This window comes from Haloterrigena gelatinilytica (assembly GCF_013342145.1).
GTDB lineage: Archaea > Halobacteriota > Halobacteria > Halobacteriales > Natrialbaceae > Haloterrigena > Haloterrigena gelatinilytica.
In genome coordinates, this window is the sequence record NZ_JABUQZ010000001.1 from 2,146,860 (window position 1) to 2,164,309 (window position 17,450).

The 17,450-nt window shown below is 67.3% G+C and carries 16 protein-coding genes and 1 pseudogene; 10 read left to right on the forward strand and 7 right to left on the reverse strand.

The genetic code is table 11. From position 1 onward, the window contains the following. The first annotated feature begins 85 nt into the window (after window positions 1–85). Both HTZ84_RS10900 and HTZ84_RS10905 read left to right on the forward strand, forming a co-directional pair. On the forward strand, window positions 86–1,042 hold the full coding sequence (locus HTZ84_RS10900; protein WP_174680701.1) for a TIGR03557 family F420-dependent LLM class oxidoreductase: 957 nt from the start codon (window positions 86–88) through the stop codon (window positions 1,040–1,042). A gap of 90 nt (window positions 1,043–1,132) precedes the next feature. Then, window positions 1,133–1,555: pseudogene (locus HTZ84_RS10905) on the forward strand (GrpB family protein); the annotation flags it as partial. 191 nt (window positions 1,556–1,746) lie between these two features. Here the strand turns inward: HTZ84_RS10905 and HTZ84_RS10910 are convergent. Beyond that, window positions 1,747–3,372 (reverse strand): potassium channel family protein, encoded by a 1,626-nt coding sequence (locus HTZ84_RS10910; protein ID WP_174680702.1) that lies wholly within the window; start codon window positions 3,370–3,372, stop codon window positions 1,747–1,749. 231 nt (window positions 3,373–3,603) lie between these two features. Further along, entirely contained in the window at window positions 3,604–4,746 is a 1,143-nt protein-coding gene (locus HTZ84_RS10915; RefSeq protein ID WP_174680703.1) for an NADH dehydrogenase subunit, read from the reverse strand. Between the two features lie 169 nt (window positions 4,747–4,915). Between HTZ84_RS10915 and HTZ84_RS10920 the strand changes: the two genes are divergently transcribed. The 3 genes from HTZ84_RS10920 (at window position 4,916) to HTZ84_RS10930 (ending at window position 7,774) form a co-directional block, all read left to right on the forward strand. Next, window positions 4,916–5,584 carry a helix-turn-helix domain-containing protein gene (locus tag HTZ84_RS10920; protein WP_174680704.1) on the forward strand — a complete coding sequence of 223 codons (669 nt, stop codon included), beginning with the start codon at window positions 4,916–4,918 and terminating at the stop codon, window positions 5,582–5,584. 112 nt (window positions 5,585–5,696) lie between these two features. After that, complete coding sequence (locus HTZ84_RS10925; RefSeq protein ID WP_174680705.1) at window positions 5,697–6,686, forward strand: aldo/keto reductase; 990 nt, start codon at window positions 5,697–5,699, stop codon at window positions 6,684–6,686. A gap of 83 nt (window positions 6,687–6,769) precedes the next feature. Beyond that, the gene (locus HTZ84_RS10930) at window positions 6,770–7,774 is read left to right on the forward strand and encodes an aldo/keto reductase (RefSeq protein WP_174680706.1); all 1,005 of its coding nucleotides are present in this window, start codon (window positions 6,770–6,772) and stop codon (window positions 7,772–7,774) included. Window positions 7,775–7,786: 12 nt separating this feature from the next. Here HTZ84_RS10930 and HTZ84_RS10935 read toward each other — a convergent pair whose 3' ends face one another. After that, window positions 7,787–8,170: a hypothetical protein gene (locus HTZ84_RS10935; RefSeq protein ID WP_174680707.1), complete on the reverse strand. Its 384-nt coding sequence runs from the start codon at window positions 8,168–8,170 to the stop codon at window positions 7,787–7,789. Window positions 8,171–8,300: 130 nt separating this feature from the next. On the opposite strand from HTZ84_RS10935, the gene HTZ84_RS10940 reads away from it, so the two are divergent. Beyond that, window positions 8,301–9,929 (forward strand): potassium channel family protein, encoded by a 1,629-nt coding sequence (locus tag HTZ84_RS10940; protein WP_174680708.1) that lies wholly within the window; start codon window positions 8,301–8,303, stop codon window positions 9,927–9,929. 106 nt (window positions 9,930–10,035) lie between these two features. Here HTZ84_RS10940 and HTZ84_RS10945 read toward each other — a convergent pair whose 3' ends face one another. Then, window positions 10,036–11,484, reverse strand: coding sequence for a heme o synthase (locus tag HTZ84_RS10945; RefSeq protein WP_174680709.1), 1,449 nt, complete (start codon window positions 11,482–11,484; stop codon window positions 10,036–10,038). Window positions 11,485–11,646: 162 nt separating this feature from the next. On the opposite strand from HTZ84_RS10945, the gene HTZ84_RS10950 reads away from it, so the two are divergent. Continuing rightward, complete coding sequence (locus HTZ84_RS10950) at window positions 11,647–11,961, forward strand: DUF7410 domain-containing protein (RefSeq protein WP_174680710.1); 315 nt, start codon at window positions 11,647–11,649, stop codon at window positions 11,959–11,961. 76 nt (window positions 11,962–12,037) lie between these two features. Here HTZ84_RS10950 and HTZ84_RS10955 read toward each other — a convergent pair whose 3' ends face one another. After that, window positions 12,038–12,349, reverse strand: coding sequence for a DUF7111 family protein (locus HTZ84_RS10955; protein WP_174680711.1), 312 nt, complete (start codon window positions 12,347–12,349; stop codon window positions 12,038–12,040). 130 nt (window positions 12,350–12,479) lie between these two features. On the opposite strand from HTZ84_RS10955, the gene HTZ84_RS10960 reads away from it, so the two are divergent. The 3 genes from HTZ84_RS10960 (at window position 12,480) to HTZ84_RS10970 (ending at window position 14,921) form a co-directional block, all read left to right on the forward strand. Further along, entirely contained in the window at window positions 12,480–13,403 is a 924-nt protein-coding gene (locus HTZ84_RS10960) for a DUF3267 domain-containing protein (RefSeq protein WP_174680712.1), read from the forward strand. 52 nt (window positions 13,404–13,455) lie between these two features. Beyond that, complete coding sequence (locus HTZ84_RS10965; RefSeq protein ID WP_174680713.1) at window positions 13,456–13,755, forward strand: PadR family transcriptional regulator; 300 nt, start codon at window positions 13,456–13,458, stop codon at window positions 13,753–13,755. Between the two features lie 521 nt (window positions 13,756–14,276). Then, the gene (locus tag HTZ84_RS10970) at window positions 14,277–14,921 is read left to right on the forward strand and encodes a DUF7344 domain-containing protein (RefSeq protein ID WP_174680714.1); all 645 of its coding nucleotides are present in this window, start codon (window positions 14,277–14,279) and stop codon (window positions 14,919–14,921) included. A 61-nt stretch (window positions 14,922–14,982) separates the two neighbouring features. Here the strand turns inward: HTZ84_RS10970 and HTZ84_RS10975 are convergent, their stop codons facing one another. Beyond that, the gene (locus tag HTZ84_RS10975; protein ID WP_174680715.1) at window positions 14,983–16,128 is read right to left on the reverse strand and encodes an acyl-CoA dehydrogenase; all 1,146 of its coding nucleotides are present in this window, start codon (window positions 16,126–16,128) and stop codon (window positions 14,983–14,985) included. Window positions 16,129–16,352: 224 nt separating this feature from the next. Then, window positions 16,353–17,411, reverse strand: a complete 1,059-nt coding sequence (locus HTZ84_RS10980) for a complex I subunit 1/NuoH family protein (protein ID WP_174680716.1) — start codon at window positions 17,409–17,411, stop codon at window positions 16,353–16,355. Between the last annotated feature and the right edge of the window lie 39 nt (window positions 17,412–17,450).

Consider the following 17,450-nt stretch of genomic DNA (forward strand, 5'->3'; position numbering starts at 1 on the left):
GGATACGCTGCGGGCGCCGGCCGTCGCGACTTCTTGCCCTCGCAGGGTCAACCGTTACCCGCCGATTCGTGGTACCGGTTCGGGAATGCCCCGAATCGGTTACACCCTCTCGAGCGAGGAGAACGGCCCGAACGAACTCGTCGACATCGCCCGGCGCGCGGAGGAGGCGGGCTTCGACTTCCTTTCCATCTCGGACCACTTTCATCCGTGGGTCTCGGCGCAAGGCGAGTCTCCCTTCGTCTGGTCGACGCTGGGCGCGATCGCCAACGAGACCGACGAGATCGAGGTCGGCGTCGGCGTCACCTGCCCGACGATCCGGATCCATCCGGTCAACGTCGCCCACGCCGTCGCCACCGTCGACGAACTGTTCGGCGACCGCTTCACGTTCGGCGTCGGCACCGGCGAGAACTTGAACGAGCACGTCACCGGCGAACGCTGGCCGGAACACGACGTCCGCCTCGAGATGTTGGACGAGGCGATGGACGTCATGCGGAAGCTGTGGACCGGCGAGACGACGAGCCACCACGGCGAGCACTACACGGTCGAGAACGCCCGGCTCTACACCTGTCCCGACGAGCAGCCGACGACGATCGCCAGCGCGTTCGGTCCCCAGACCGCGAAGTGGACCGCCGACAACGCCGACGGCCTCTGGTGTTCCGGCCCGAAGGGAGCGCCCGTCGAGGCCTACGAGGACGCCGGCGGCGACGGCCCCACGTACACGCAACTGCACGGCTGCTACGCCGACAGCGAGGAGGAAGCGATCGAAACGATCTACGAGCAGTGGCCCAACGGCTCGATTCCGGGCGAACTCGGCCAGGAACTGCCGACGCCGGCCCACTTCGAGCAGGCCGCCCAGATGGTCGAGAAGGAGGACATCGCCGAGGCCGGGACGACCACCGAGCCGGACGCGCAGGCCCACATCGACAGCATCGAGGAGGCGCTCGAGGCCGGCTACGACCACGTCTACTTCCACCAGGTCGGGGACGAACAGGAGAAGGCGATCGAGCTCTACGAGGAGGACGTGCTGCCGTCGTTCCAGTGAGGCCGACGGTATGCGTTCGGCGCCGTCGATTCCGCTCCGGGAACCCGCTCGAGGAGAACCTTCAAGTGCGATATCCGTGTCTGCGAAACAATGGTCAGTCCGAACGAGGATCCGATCGAACTCGTTCCGTCCGGACACGAACGGTGGCGCGAGCGGTTCGTCGCCGAACGCGACCGCGTACGCGATACCCTCCGTAACGCGTCGCTCGAGGACGCCGTCGAACGGATCGAACACGTCGGCTCGACCGCCGTCCCCGACCTCGCGGCGAAGGATATCGTGGACCTCGACATCGTCGTCGCGGACGACGCAGTGGTCGACGTGTCACGAGCCCTCGAGTCCGAACTCGGCGGCGATCGGGTCGAGAACAGCGTCCAATGGCATCCCGTGTTTCGCCGCGAGAGCGGTCAACGGTTCAACGACCACGTCTTCGCGGCCTCGAGCGACGGCTGGAAGCGAAGCGTCGTCACGCGCGACGTGCTCGAGACTCATCCCGCGCTCCGGCGGGAATACGAGTCGCTGAAACGCGATCTGACCGCTGAACACGACGATCTAGTCGCCTACTCCGAGGGGAAACCGCGTTCCTCGGCCGCGTCCTCGAGGTCGCTCGAACGGCCGACGCGTTCGACTTCGAGTTTTCGGTGCCGACGCTCGAGTCGTGACGAGAACGATCGGTATCCCCGGGAAGAGCGGACTCAATCCCCGAATCAGACGGCCAGTGCGACGAACCGGTTGATCGCGTCGTCGTCGCCGGCGACGATTAACGCGTCGTCCGCGTTGACGACGAACTCCGGGCCGAGGTCGGTCAGCAGTTCGCCGTCGCGCTCGACCGCGACGACGGTACAGCCGGTCCGCGCCCGCAGGTCGACCTCCCCGAGGCTCTTCCCGGCGATCTGGGGCGCGGTCGTCCGGACGAGTTCGAACTGCGTCTCGGGCGTGAGGATCTCCTCGTCCTCGATCAGCACGGAGGCGAGCATCCGACCGGTAACCGTCGACAGCGAGAGGACGTACTCCGCGCCGGCGCGGTAGAGTTTCGGGATGTTCTCCGTCTCGTTGGCCCGCGCGATGATCTCGATATCCGGGGCGACCTGTTTGAGAACCAGCGTCGCGTAGATCGTCGTCGCGTCGTCGTTGACGGTCAGCAGAACCGAGCGGGCCTCGTCCGCGCCGGCGGTCTCGAAGACGTCCTCGTCGGTGATGCTGCCGACGACGTCGACGCCCGGCTCGTCCGCGAGGTCGACGACGGTGGTCGAGACGCCGTTGCCCGCCAGCGTCTCCACCGCGGTCCGGCCGACGACGCCGTAGCCGCCGACGATCACGTTTTCCGGCCGGTGCTCGAGCGTCGAGACCGCCCGCGCTTTCAGTTCCGTGAGGTCGTCGCGCCGGCCCGCGACGAGCAGGATCGTGTTGCCGTCGATCCGGTGATCCGGGCCGGGAACGGGGACGAACTCGCCGTTGAACCACGCGCCGATGACGGTGATCCCCATCCGATCCCGGATCCCCGACTCGGCGACCGTCCGACCGACGAGGTCGCTGTCGTCCTGGACGAGCAGCTCGGTCACCTCGAGGTCCTCGCTGAGTTCGATCGTGTCCCGGAGTTCGGCCGACAGCGTCGTCGTCGCCTTCGTCGCGAGGCTCTGGCCCAGCACCCGCCGCGGGCGGACGGTCTCGTCGGCGCCGGCGTAGCGGTGGTAGCTCGCGACGTCCTCGTCCTCGACCACGCTGACGATCGTGAGGTCGCTCGAGAACTCCCGGGCGGTGAGGATCACGACCGCGTTGGTCTCGTCGTCGACGTCGGTGACGAGCGACCGCGCCTCGCCGGCGTTGGCCGCGCGAAGCGTCTCCTCCTGATCGAGTTCGCCGTAGATGGCCTCGGTCCCGTCGTTTGAGAGGTCGACGACGAGTTCGGGATCGTCGTCGACGAAGACGTAGGGCACGTTCGCCGCCTCGAGTTCGTCCGCGAGCACGTCCGATCGCGGCGAGTAGCCGCAGATGACGACGTGGTCGGTGAGGTCGGTCGACTCCGGCGGACGGTCCTGCAGGGCCTGCTGGAACAGCGGGACGACCAGCAGCGGTAAGGCGAGAAAGACCAGCAGCACGCCCGTGAGGTTCATCCCCACGACGAAGAGGTTCATCGCGGTGCTGTCCCAGCCCGCGTCACCGCCGAAGCCCGCGGTCGTCAGCGACTCGATGACGATCTGGAGCGCCTGCGCGAACGTCTTCGTCTCGCCTTCGAAGGCGGCCATCCCGAGCTGATAGAGCCACGCGTAGACGACGACGAGGGCGAAGACGGCGCCCAGCGAGAGCGCGAGTCGGCGCCACCAGTAATTCATTGGGAAACCGTGCCCGTTGCGGGCCTATGTAACTTCCCAACTGTCTCCGTATCGTCCGTTGAGCGTCGCAGGGAGGGGTTCGCACTCGATACCGGCGACGGTCGCATCTCCGTCCGCCGGACCGGGAACGAACGGGAGAAGCCGATCGAATTCCGCGAAGAGGACACCTCGCTGCTGTTCCGAAGGAGGGCGGTAACGGACGGGGTCCGGACGAGAGGCCGCGGCGGCTCGCTACGCTCTCGAGCGGGATTCGATCTCGATACCCGACTCGGACACCGCCGTCACCTCGCCGGCGATAGAGGCGTGCTGCGGGTTACTGATCCCGTCGGAACTCGGCCTCGCGATCGGATCGCCGACATCGACGCGGTCGCCGACCTCGACGCGGTCGCCGACCTCGACGATCGGCACGGCTGGTTCGACGACGTCCGGCTCCGGATTCGTCGCGAGCGGGATCCGGACGCGGGACGGTTCGATCGTCGCGGTCGGCTCGGTTTCCACCTCCCGGTCGCTCCACTCGTACGCCTCGAGCACGTCGATTCGGCCCTCGCCGTACGTGTTTTCCGCGACGGTTTCCTCGTCGAGGACGAGCAGGCAGTTCGTGTGCTTGCGGACGCCGTACTCGTCGAGCGGCGCGTCGACCGGGAAACACCAGCCCGGCCCGCCGTCGGCGATCGCGGCGTCGGCCGGCAGCGTTTCGGGCGGGCAGTCGGCCGCTCGCAACAGTTCGCTCGCGGGCGTCCCGATCGGCACCTCGAGGAACCGATCTCGCGGCACGTCGCCGCTGACGTGGACGTACTTGCGGGTCACGGGGTCGCCGTCCGAGAGGGCACGAGAGATGTTGTACAGCGTTTCGGTGTTCTGGACGAGCCAGCCGTGATCGGTGGGGAGGTCGTTTCCGATGACCGTGCCGTCGACGGTCTTGAGGAGGACGCTCTCCATCCCGTACTGGTACGTGTTCTCCGTGTAGGCGAACACGACGCCGGATTCCGCGTCCCGATCGAGGGGCAGTTCGTCCGGCGGGAGCACCGTGCCGCCGGTTTCGGCCTCGAGGGCCCGCACGTACTCGTCGCGGTCCTTCCACTTCGCGCTGACGACGATCAGGTCGACCACCTGCTCGAGCAGCGCGTCGAACAGCGCGGCGAACGTCTCCGCCTTCGTTTTGCCGAGCCACTTGTCGATGCGGTAGTTCGGCTCGCTCTCCTGGTGGTTCACGAGGAGCGCGTCGACGTCCTCGAGGGCCGTCCACTTCGCGTAGGACGGAAAGCCGGCGCCGCCCGCGCCCGCGACGCCGGCCGCCCGGATCAGGTCGCTTCCCTGCGCTCGGATATCCGGCCACTCCGCGGCTCGAGTCGACTGCACGCGTGGGGTCGTCATAGCGTGTCGAACGTGGGGTCGGTGCGATCGTACGCCTTTAGCCGCAGCTATGCGGGACGTTTATACCGTCGGTGAACGGCGGTTTTCCGCCACTCGCTCGCGCGGGAATCCGTTCCGTGATCGAACGGTACGTTTGTAGGCGCCGGCGAACGTATTCGGACGCGACCGAATGCGCTACCTCGACGTGAGCCTTCGGCAGCCGCCGGCCGAACGGCATCCCATGCACCAGTTCCTCGTCGATCACGACGAGTACGACGCGTCCCGATTGCTCTACGGGAACCAGTACGCCGCCGACGAGCACGCGGTACTGTTCCACGTCGATGGTCCCCCGCGGGAGCCCTACGAGCGCGCCCTCGAGGACGTATCGTCGCTACTCGCGTTCGAACTCTCGCCCTGTCGCGACGAGTCCTTTTACCTCTACGTCCGGGAACGGCTGACGGATTCCGACCGGACGTTCGTGGACGCGGTCGAGCAGCCGGGACTGATCCTCATCCCGCCGCTCGAGTTCCGGGCCGACGGAACGATCCGACTGAAAGCGGTCGGTCCCGACGATGCCGTCCAGACGATCGTCGACGACGTTTCCGAGGTGATGCGGGTCGACGTTCGCTCGGTCGGCGAGTACTGCGCCGGGCGGATCGACGCTCGAGTGGACCTGACCCGGCGTCAGTTCGAAGCCGTCTCCGCGGCCGTCGACTGCGGCTACTACCGCGCAACGCGCGACGGGTCCCTCGAGGACGTCGCCGAGCGACTCGGCTGCTCGAGCGGGACGGCGGGGGAGTTGCTCCGACGGGCCGAACGGACCGTCATGCGAGGGGTCGTCGACGGCGGGCCGTTCTGAGGGCGCCGCCTCGTCTCGAATCGAACACGGGACCAGAGTCGGGATCGGGGTCGGAATCGTGCGGATTGCCCCGAAGGCAAGGCATACCCGAGACTATCCGCATCGATCACACATGAACCACCGACGACTCGGTTCGACCGGACGCGACGTCTCGGAGGTCGGCCTCGGCACCTGGAACATCGGCGGCAGTTGGGGCGACGTCGACGACGAGACCGGTCGCGAGGTCGTTCGCGCCGCCCTCGAGGCGGACGTCGACTTCATCGACACCGCGGACGTCTACGGCGACGGCCGCAGCGAGCGACACATCGGTCACGTGCTCGACGAGCGCGACGCCCACGACGACGTCTTCGTCGCGACGAAGGCAGGCCGGCGACTCGATCCCCACGAGGCCGATCGGTACGACTACGATCACCTCTCCGAGTTCGTCGCCCGGAGCCAGGAGTACCTCAACGAGGAGACGCTGGATCTCTTGCAACTGCACTGTCCGCCGACGGAGGCGTACTATCAGCCCGAGACGTTCGACGCCCTCGAGCGGCTCGAATCGGAGGGCGAGATCGCCCACGCGGGCGTCAGCGTCGAGACGGTCGAGGAGGCGCTGAAGGCGATCGAGTACGACGTCGTCGAGACGGTCCAGATCATCTTCAATCCGTTCCGCCAGCGCCCGAACGAACTGTTCTTCGAGCAGGCGAAAAAGAACGATATCGGCGTTATCGTCCGCGTCCCCTACGCCTCGGGCCTGCTGACCGGCGCGCTCGAGCGCGATCAGGAGTTCGCCGAGGACGACCACCGCAACTTCAACCGCGAGGGCGAGGCCTTCGACGTCGGCGAGACGTTCGCGGGCGTCCCCTACGAGACGGGCCACGACGCCCTCGAGGCGCTCGAGCCCCACGTCCCCGAGAGCCTCTCGCTGGCCGAGTTCACGCTGCGCTGGATCCTCGACCACGAGGCCGTCTCGACGGTCATCCCCGGCACGACCTCGCCGGACCACGTCCGCTCGAACGCCGCGGTCTCGGACCTCGACTCGCTGTCGAATCGGGCCCACGGCGCGGCGCGGGACGTCTACGAAGAGCACGTCGCGGAGCACGTCCACCACCGCTGGTAGCGTCGCGGTCGGTCGTCGAGTGAGTCGAAACCCGGTTCGCCGCTTCCCCATCCGTTTTGCCGTTCGCGCCGAAACCGTCGCGCATGGAGTACACGACCCTCGGTAACACGGGCACGACCGTCTCGAGACTGTGTTTCGGTACCTGGCGCTTCGCGAAGGAGAGCGGCGGCACCGTCGAAACCGACCGCGAGGAGGCCCACGACCTGCTCGACGCGGCGTGGGAGCGGGGCATCAACTTCATCGACACCGCGAACGTCTACGGCGATCCCAACGGCACCAGCGAGGAGTGGATCGGCGAGTGGCTCGCGGACCGCGATATTCACCGCGAGGACGTCGTCATCGCCTCGAAGGTCTACTTCCCCTTCGACGGCCGGGGCGAGCCCGGCCCGAACGACTCCGGGCTCGGGCGCAAGCACATCCGCGCCCAGATCGAGGGGACCCTGGAGCGGCTCGGCACTGACTACCTCGACGTCTACTACATCCACCGCTGGGACGAGGACACGCCGATCCGAGAGACCATGCGGACCCTCACCGAACTCGTCCGCGAGGGGAAGGTCCGCTACCTCGGCGCCTCCACGATGGCCGCCTGGCAGCTGACGAAGGCGCTGTGGACCAGCGACGTCGAGGGCTTAGAGCGGTTCGACGTCACCCAGCCGATGGTCAACGCGGCCCAGTACGACGAGGTCGGCGACTACCTCGACGTCTGCGCCGATCAGGACCTGGCGGTCTGCCCCTACTCGCCGCTGGCGGGCGGCTTCCTGACCGGCAAGTACGACCGCGCCGAGGACGGCTCCGTCGAGGCGCCCGACGGCTCTCGAGGCAGCTTAGACGAGATGTTCGACGAGTACTACGCGACCGAGCAGGCCTGGGACGTCCTCGAGGCCGTCGAGTCCGTCGCCGACGAAGTCGACGCCTCTCCGGCCCAAGTTTCGCTGCGCTGGCTGATGGATCAGGATCGCTTCACCTGCGTCCCGATCGTCGGCGCGCGAACGCCCGAGCAACTCGAGGAGAACGTCGGCGCGGTCGAGGTCGACCTCACCGACGAGCAGTTCGAGCGGATCGACGCGGCCCGCAGTAGCGACGAGTAACGGACCGCACCCTCAGAACGACCGAGTGACGACGGGCACGAGGTCGTCCAGCGCGGGGACGCCGAACACCTCGATCGTCGCGACGCCGGCGGCCGCGAGAACCGTGAGGACGACCGCGACGGTCGCCCACGCGATCGCCGCGATCGAGGCCGCATCGACCCAGTCACCGGGATACCGTCGCCCGATGACCGCGACATAGACGACGAACAGCAGGACCTGTCCGAGCAGGGGCACCCAGCCGAACAGCGCCCCGACGACGACCAACACGACCGCGCCGAGCAGCCCGGTGATCGCGGCGTTGACGTAATCCCTCGAGCCGACGACGTAGCGGGCACCGAGATAGATCCCCAACCCGCCGGTCAGCAGGCTGACGGCGAACGTGGTGAGGACGACCATTTCCGGCGCTAACCGGTCGGGACCGAGGTAGCTATCGCCTGCACGTGCGAGCGACCGTCCGCGGGACGGGGCGCTTGCGGATCCGGTGCAATCGTCACAGATTCTTAAGTCGACCGGCGAATGATGGCGTATGGAGCGCTGGCAACGGCGAGCGGCGAAGACGGTCGGCGGCGTGATAGCCCTCGTTTTCGTGATGTCGCTGCTGTACCACTATCTCATGGTCGCCGTTGAGGGCCGATCCACGAGCTACTTCCACTCGACGCAGGTCGTCGTCGAGACGTTCACGGGAACCGGATACGGCTCCGACTCTCCGTGGGACGCACCGCTGGCGAATCTCTTCGTGATGGCGATGGATCTGGGAACGTTCCTCGTCCTGTTTACCGTCGTCCCCTACGTCTTTCAGCCGCTCCTCGAGAAATCGCTCTCCCCGGAACCGCCGCGGACGACGGACGCGACCGACCACGTCATCGTCTGCGGCTACTCCTCGCGGAGCGAACGCCTCGTCGAGGAGTTCGAGAGTCGCGGCGTCGCCTACGCCGTCGTCACCGACGACGAGCGCGAGGCGCTGGACCTCGACGACGGCGGGAGGACCGTGGTCTACGGCGATCCGACGGCCGTCGAGACGCTCCGGCGGGTCAACGTCGACGCGGCGACGGCCGTCGTGGTCGACACCGCCGACGAGGTCACGGCGAGCACCGTACTGGCGGTCAGGGAGCGGTCGGCGTCGATACGCGTCGTCGTCCTGTGTAGCGATCCCACGCTCGAGCGGCCGCTGAAGTACGCGGGCGCCGACGTCGTCGTGACGCCGCGGCACCTGCTCGGCGACCGGATCGCCGAACGGGTCCGCGCCGAGATCGATCCGCGACTCAGCGACGTGACGAGCCTCGGCGACGGCGCCTTCCTCGTCGAGGTGTCGATCTTCGAGGACAGCCCCATCTGCGGGCGACCGCTCGGCGAGACCGGACTCCTCGAGGACCGAGAGATGAGTCTGGTCGGGCTGTGGACGGACGGCGAGTTCGTCACCGATCCGTCCCCGGACGTTCGGATCGACGCCGACACCGTGTTGCTCGCCGCCGGCAGCGAATCGCGACTGAAAGCCCTCGAAGCCCGGACCGCGCCCGACCGGACGAACGGCGCCAGGGTCGTCGTCGCCGGCCACGGCGAGGTGGGGTCGACGGTCGCCGACCGGCTGCGAAAGAGCGGCGTCGACTGCACCGTCGTCGACCGCGAGGACGGGCCGGGCGTCGACGTCGTCGGCGACGCGACTGACGAATCGGTCCTCGAGCGAGCTGACCTCGAGACGGCGACGGCCTTCGTCGTCGCGATCGCGGACGACGACGCGGCGATCCTCTCGATACTGGTCGCTCGCGAACTCGCGTCCGACCTCGACGTCGTCGTCCGGGCCAACGACGCGGACAGCGAAACCAAGATGCGACGGGCCGGCGCGGACTACGTGCTCGCGCTGCCCGACATCAGCGGTCGACTGCTCGCCTTGGACGTCCTCCGCGAGGAGATCCTCTCCTACGACCGTCAGCTAACCGTCGTCCGGTTCGAACCCGGTCGCTTCGCGGGCCGGACGCTCGGCGAGACGGCGATTTCCGAGAGCGACTGTACCCTCGTCGCCGTCAAGCGAGACGGCGAGATCATCACGGACGTGCCGCTCGAGTTCCGGTTCGAGACCGACGACAGCCTCCTGCTTGCCGGCGACGACGAGGCGATCGACGCGCTCGATCCCGGTTTCGACTCGAGTTCGGCGTGAGAACTGGTACCGTTTGCGCGAACGTCCCGCGCAGGCGCCGCTAACGTGTGGTGTGGCGATCAGGTCACGGACGGCTGAAGCAACGGTGACGGAGCGACTCGGCGACTCAGAACAGCGACCCGGTCAGGACGAGCGCGTCGACCAGCACCGCGACGAGGACGGCCCCGAGGAAGGCGTTCGAGGCGTGGAACGCCCGGAACGCCGCGGCCTCGGTCTGCTCGAAGTGGAGTCGGACGGCGGCCCAGAGGAAGATCCCGCCGAAGACCGCGACCGTGGCGGCGTACAGCGCGCCGAGGTCGGTGATCCAGGCCAGCGCGACCGTGCTCACGAGCGTCGCCGCGAGGTAGTAGATGATCTGCTTTCGCGTCTCGGTCTCGCCGCGGACGACGGGCATCATCGGGAAGCCGCCGCGGGCGTAGTCGTCCTTGTAGGCCAGCGCGAGGTTGTAGAAGTGCGCCGGCGTCCAGAGGAAGATCACGCCCGCGAGCGCCAACCCGGGGAGCCCGATCTCGTTGGTGACCGCGGCCCAGCCGATCAGCGCCGGGAGCGCGCCCGCGGCTCCGCCGATGACCGTGTTCTGGACGGTGTTCGGCTTGAGGACGAGGGTGTAGACGACGCTGTAGAAGATGATCGCCGCGAGGCCGAGCGCGGCCGCCAGCCGGTTGATCGTCAGGAAGACGCTCAGCGAGGCGACCGTCAACAGCCCGCCGAAGGCCAAGGCGTTGCGAACGGGGATCAGGTCGGTCGCCAGCGGGCGGTCCGACGTGCGGGACATCTTCCGGTCGACGTCGCGCTCGAGGACGTGGTTGAACGTCCCCGAGGCGCCGATGGCGAGGACGCCGCCGCCGAGCGTCGCCAGAATGGTATAGCGGTCGAGCGACGGGCCGGCGGCCAGGGCCATCCCCGCGGCGGCGACCAGACAGAGCAGCCACATCAGCCGCGGCTTCATCATCTTGAAGTACGCAAAGGCGGTGAGCCGGGCTCGAGCGAGCCCCCCTTCGGGCAGAGTGCGACCGCCGCCGGCCGCTCCCTCGCTGACCGCGCCCTCCTCGAGGGGTTCGGGCTCGATCGCGTCGTCGTCGCTGCCGGTCGCGACCTCGAGATCCCATGCGAGCGCGAGGACGATCGTTCCGAAGATCACGAGGCCGAGCGAGAGGTGGAGGCCGGGGACGATCGCCGCGGAGCCGAACAGCGCCGTCGCGGCGCCGACGCCGACCTGGATAACGTAGAGGACGGCGCCGAGGACGATCGCCGCCGTGACGCGTCTCGAGGCGACGCCGAGGACGGCGGTGACGGCCGTCGCGGCGACGAGCAGGCCGACGACGACGGCCGCGATCCGGTGGCCCCACGCGACGACGAGTTGGGTCTGACTCAGCGGATCGACGGGTGCGTGACAGGTCGGCCAGGTCGAACACGCCGCGGTCGCGTTCGTCAGCGAGGTCGTCGCGCCGACGATCAACAGGAGGTAGACGCCCAGCGCGGTCGCTGTCAGTAGTGCGGAGAAGCGCTGTCGAGTGCCGATCGGACGGGGAAACGACGCTGATTCGGTTGCCACGGCTATTCTCGTCTACACCGTTCGACTCCGCGTATTTATCGTTCCCGCTTCGTCCCGCTTCTCGGGAATCGGCGCGCGGGCGGACGCCGCCCGATCGTCCTCGCGTCGCGATCGCTGAAACGAAGGCGGAGATCAATACGTGACGGTCGCGTAGGAGGCGGTGTGCACCCGACCGACCGATCGCGGTCGACCGCCGATACCGACGGCGGAGCCGCGAGCCACGCGGAGATCGACCTCCGGGGAGACGAACCGGCCGCGCGGTGTCCCTACTGCGGCCGGCCGTTTCGCGAGCGGCGCCTCGAGGCGCTCCACCGGGGCTTCGACCACCCCGACCGGCTCTCGGACCGCGATCGGGCCGCCTTCGAGCGGGCCTATCTCGAGGAGCGGACGGAGATCCGCCGGTATCGGTTGCTCGCGCTCGGCGCAGTGATCCTGTGTTACTTCTGTTTTCTGTTCGTCTACGCGCTCGTTCTCTGAATCCGCTCGCGTCGTCGGGCTCGGAGCGATCCGCGACGGCCGTCGGACTCCGTCCCCGACGGGTACAGTCCGGCGGTCACATTCCCATGTCGTCGGCCGCCGCGGGCACCGGCAGGTCGTGCGGGGCGACGCCGAGCAACTCCGCGACGTGGTCTAAGGCCATGTCGAACCCGTAGTAGCGCTCGAGTTCGTCGCCGTCGGCCGTCGGTCGCACCTTCAGCATAGCGTAGCCCTCGATGTTCTGGGCGATCGCGGCGGTCGCGCCCGGGCGGGCCGCCGCGGCGTCGTCGGCGACCTCGAACGCGAGGCGGCGTTCCGACTCGGTCTCCGTGTACGTCGCCCTGATCCCCTGTTCCGCGGCGGTTCGGTCGTCGGTCTCGTCGCTCATGTCGACCACTCGCGGGTCGAAGACCGGGAAGCTATCGGTTTCCCTCGCGGTCGCCGCGCCCGAAGCGGGTCGCATCGCTCGAGCGCGGGGAACCGGTACCGATTTTTCGGTTCCGCGAGAGGCTCCGGTCGTGAACCGGACGGAGCCTCGCGAGTCCCCGCGCCTGATCGCGACGTTCCGACGCACGCGATCGGTCGCCGTCCAGTGGGTCGTCGTCTCTACGGTCGGCTTTTTCGGCTTCGCCTACCTGTTCGGCCACGTCCGTGCGGCGATTCTGGGCACGTCGCTCGAGCCGATCGTCGTGCCGGTGTTCGCGCCGCCGGACGCGGTGCCCTGGCTCGTCGCCTCGGCGGGTCTCGTCGCGCTGATCGTCGTCCCCCACGAGCTGCTCCACGGCGTCTTCATGGCCCGCTACGGCGGCGACGTCGGCTACGGAGTCGACGTCGCGTACTTCGTCCTCCCGTACGCCTACGCGGAGACCGACGGGACGAGCTACACGCGCAACCAGTTGCTCGTCGCCCTGCTGGCGCCGTTCGTCGGCATCACGGCCGTCGGACTGGCGGCGATGATCGTCCGCCCCTCCCCGCTGGTGATCGTCCCGCTGGCGGCCAACGCCGCGGGCTCGATCGGCGACCTCTGGATGGCCGGCGTCCTCCTGCAGTATCCCGCGGACGTCCGCGTCGGCCCGCTGCCCGACGGCGACGCGCAGGGCTTTGGCATCTACGGCTCGGAGTCGATACCCGCAGGCGGCCGCCGGCCGGAAATGCGGTTCCTCTCGCGGCTCGTCGTCGGCGCCGTCGGGACGCTGGCGCTGCTCGCGACCGCGCTCGTCGCGACGGTGTTCGTCTCGCTGGCCGCCGGCTCGGGGACCGTCGTGATCGGCGAGCCCGGAACCCGGTGGTTCCTCTTCCGTCACGAACTCGCCTCCGGAGCGGGGGCGGTCCTCCTCGAGTTCGGAACCGTCGCGGGACTCGCCGCCGCGGCCGCCGGCGGACTCGCGTGGGCGGGGGTCCGGGAGTGTTATCGCGCCTTCGTCCTCGATCGGATCGATTGACGACCGCAATCGGAACCGTAACGCTCGAGCGGTCGGGCGATCGAAGACGGGTATGAGCAAGTGGCTCCGGAGCGGCCGCCGCCGCGACATCTGTTTCCTGCTGGCCGGGTCCGAGGACGGCGAACTGCGAAGTCAGCAGCTGAAATCGCGCCTCGAGTCCCACTACGACGAGCACCTCGAGCCGAAGTCGTTCTACGGCTCGCTGTCGGCGCTCGAGGACGCGGGCTTCGTCGAGAAACACACCGAAGGGCTGTACGACGTTTACGCGCTCACCGAGGCCGGCGAGCGGCGGGTCCGGGACCACTACGAGTGGGTTCGGGACTGTCTCGAGGACGACGACGCGAGCGAGTAGCCCGTTCGGTCGCCCTCGTTCGACGTCCGCGTCGACGGACGTGCCGTGACTGTCGGTCGAAACCGGCTGACTGCGGTCGGCGTTGCGCCCGTCTTGTCTTTCTCTCCGACGCAGTTCGTTGCGAGTCGACGCCGTCCGCTCGCTGACTGCGACCGTCGGCGGAGTCGTCGGAGAAATAGCGTGGAATATATCGCCCCAACAATGTTATTCAGGCAACACTATTTAGTGGTGTCATTTATGCAACACCATCTCGAAATAAGATAATTTTGGATATGAAACCTAGGCTAGATTTAATTCGTATTCGACGAAATATAGACTCTGGAGAGGAGACAAGTACGGACGGCCGAATTCTGAACGGTGTTGCTAACGCGCGCCTCCGACGCCGAGACGTCGGTCACGAATCTGTTAGTAATCACAGACGATCAGCAATATACTAGATTCAACTGCGGATCAGTGTATGAACAATTTCACAAATTGGTAGAGAAGGTTTATGTTCGGCCAAATTCCTTCTCAATTACTGAATGGTGCGAAACGTAGGACGTCGATCCCGCCCTTCGATAGAGTCCTCCGGGGATTCACGATCCGACGAGCCGCGCGAACTCTCTCAGGACGAGATCTTCCACATCCTCCAGACGAATCGCAGACGAGACGTGATCGCCTATCTGCTGGACAGAACGGAAACGGATCCCGTCAAGATGCGCGACATCGCCGAACTCGTCGCGGCGAAAGAAAACGAGACGACCGTCGAAAACCTGACCTCGACCCAGCGCCAGCGCGTCTACATCCCGCTGTACCAGAGCCATCTGCCGAAACTGGACGAGGAGGGGATCATCGAGTACGACAAACCCCGCGGCATCGTTCACCCGACCGATCGACTCGAGATCTTTCGGCCGTATCTCGACGCGGCGAACGCTACCGCCGGCGACGAACGGTCTACCGACGGCGCTCCTCACGGATCAGTTGCGCGTTCGAACAGCGAGTACTACGTCGGGGCGATCGGCGCGGGCGTCGGTCTGCTGGCGGCCTCCGCGTCCGGTTTGCTCCCGGTTTCCGGACTGCTTCTCGCGGCGATCACCGTCGCGCTGTTCGGTCTGGCTCACGTCGCCGCGACGCTCGCCGTCCCCCGCTCGACCGACGGGGACGACGAAAGTCGCCCGCTCTACTGACGGGAGGCGTCCGAGCGGACGGCCGTACGGGAGGGTACTCGATCGGCGATCGCTGGTCGTCTCACTCCTCGAGCAGCTGGTCGCCGATCGTGTTCCGCAGCACCTCGCTGGTGCCCTCGTAGATCTCGTTGAGCTTGGCGTCGCGGTAGAACCGCTGGGCGGCGAAGTCCTTGGTGTAGCCGTAGCCGCCGTGGATCTGGATCCCCTCGTTGGCGACCTCGCGGCTCACCTCGGAGGCGTACAGTTTGGCCTGGGAGGCGTCCTTGATGTAGTTCTCGCCGCGGATCTTCTTGTCCGCGGCTTTGTGCATGAGCATCTTCGCGGCCTGGATCTTGGTGTCCATGTCGGCCAGCTTGTGCTTGATCGACTGGAACTCGCCGATGGGCTGGCCGAACTGCTCGCGCTCGGTGGCGTAGTCGCGGGCCTCCTCGAAGGCCGCGCGGGCGATGCCGACTCCGCGAGCGGCGATGGTGATCCGACCGCCGTTGAGCGTCTTCAGCGCGTGGACGAAGCCCTCGCCCTCCTCGCCGAGCCGTCGCGATTCCGGGATCCGGAGGTCGTCGAACCGGAGCTCCGCGGTCGGACACCCCTTGTCGCCGAGTTTCTCCTCCGTGCCCTCGACGATGAAGCCGTCGTCCTCCTCGGGCCGGACGATAAAGGAGGAGATGCCCTTGTTGCCCGCGTCGGGATCGGTCTTCGCGAAGAGGGTGACCGTGTCGGCGACGGAGCCGTTCGAGATCCAGAGCTTGCCGCCGTTGATGACGTACTCGTCGCCGTCTTTCTCCGCCCGCGTCTCCATTGCGGGAACGTCGCTTCCGGCCCCTGCCTCCGAGAGCGCGAACGCGCCGATATCTCGCCCCTCCGCCAGCGGCGTCAGGTACTCCTCCTTCTGGGACTCGTCGCCGAACTCGTAGAGCATGTTCCCGGCCAGCGACGTGTGGGCGGCGACGATCGTGCCGAGACCGCCCGAACCGCGGGAGATCTCCTCGAGGCCGATCGCGTAGGAGTGGTAGTCCAGTCCGGCGCCGCCGTACTCCTCGGGGAAGGGCATCCCCATCAGCCCCAGTTCGGCCATCTCGCTCACGAGGTCCGCGGGGAACTCGTCGTCGTGATCGATCTCGTCGGCGATCGGGACGACCTCCTCGTCGACGAACTCCGACACCATGTCGCGGATCTGTTCCTGCTCGGCTGAGAGTGAGAAGTCCATGCGCGAGCTATCGAGGCGGGCGTTGTTAGTGGTATCGTTCCGCACGGACGGTTTCGACGCTCGGTCGGGCGAAACGAGTCCGACTACGACGGCCGGGGAACGGCGGCTCCGAGCCGAAACGAGTCGCGAGCGACGTTCAGTTCGGGGCGATCGTCTCGAGACGCGGACGCCGTCGATCCCTCGGGGCGTCTGCTTCCGGTATTCTCCCCTCCCGACACCCGTCTTCAACCGGCCAGGAGACCGACGACGATGGCCGTGAGCAGTAGGTTGCCGAACGAGAGGACGAGCAGTCCCTTCCACCCGATCTCGATGAGTTGGTCGATCCGGATCCGCGGCAGCGCGGAGCGGGCCCACTGCGTAAACAGGAACACGGCCCAGATCTTGACGAGGAACCAGACGAACCCGGGGAGGAGCGGACCGGCCGGCCCGCCGAGGAAGATCGTCGCGACGAGCGCACCGCCCAGGAAGACGTGCACGAACTCGCCCATGTAGATGAGTACGAAGTAGACCGAGGAGTACTCCGTCTGGTAGCCGGCGACGAGTTCGGTCGGCGCCTCCGGCGTGTCGAAGGGGTTGCGCCCCACTTCCGCGAGGTTCGCGAGCAGGAAGAGGACGAACGCGAAGGGGTTGACGATCGCGTACCACGACGGGATCACCAGCCCGCCGAGTTCGACGAGCGTCGTCTGCTGGGCGGCGACGATCTCGCTCGTCTGGAGCGTGCCGGCGAAGATCACGACCGACAGCCCGGTGACGACCAGCGGGATCTCGTAGGCGATGTTCTGCGCGACCGCGCGCAGACCGCCGAGCATCGAGTACTTGTTCGCCGACGCGTAGCCGCACATCGTCAGCCCGAGCGTAGCGAGCGACGCGACCGCGAAGACGTACGCGAGCCCCGTTTCGGGGTCTGCCAACTGGACGGTGACGCCGGCGATCGATCCCATCGGAACGACCGCGAATCCGATAACGGCCGAGAAGGCGACGAGGACCGGACCGAGGTCGTACGCCGGGCGGTCGGCGTTCTCGGGGACGACCAGTTCCTTCGAGAGCAGGCGGACGGCGTCGGCGACGATGATCAGCGTTCCGAACGGACCGAGTCGGTTCGGGGCGATCCGGTCGGTGAACGCGGCCGTTACCTTGCGTTTCGCCCAGATGACGATCGCCGCACACGTCAGCGGAATCAGCGCGACAAGACCGGCGGCTGCGATCGCGGCGACGGCCCGTTCCAGCGCGGTCGGCGAGGCGCCGAACAGCGTCCGCGCCATCGCCTCAGGGAGTAACGTCATGTCCGGCGGTTCGAGTCGCTCCCGGAGTCAGATTCTGCG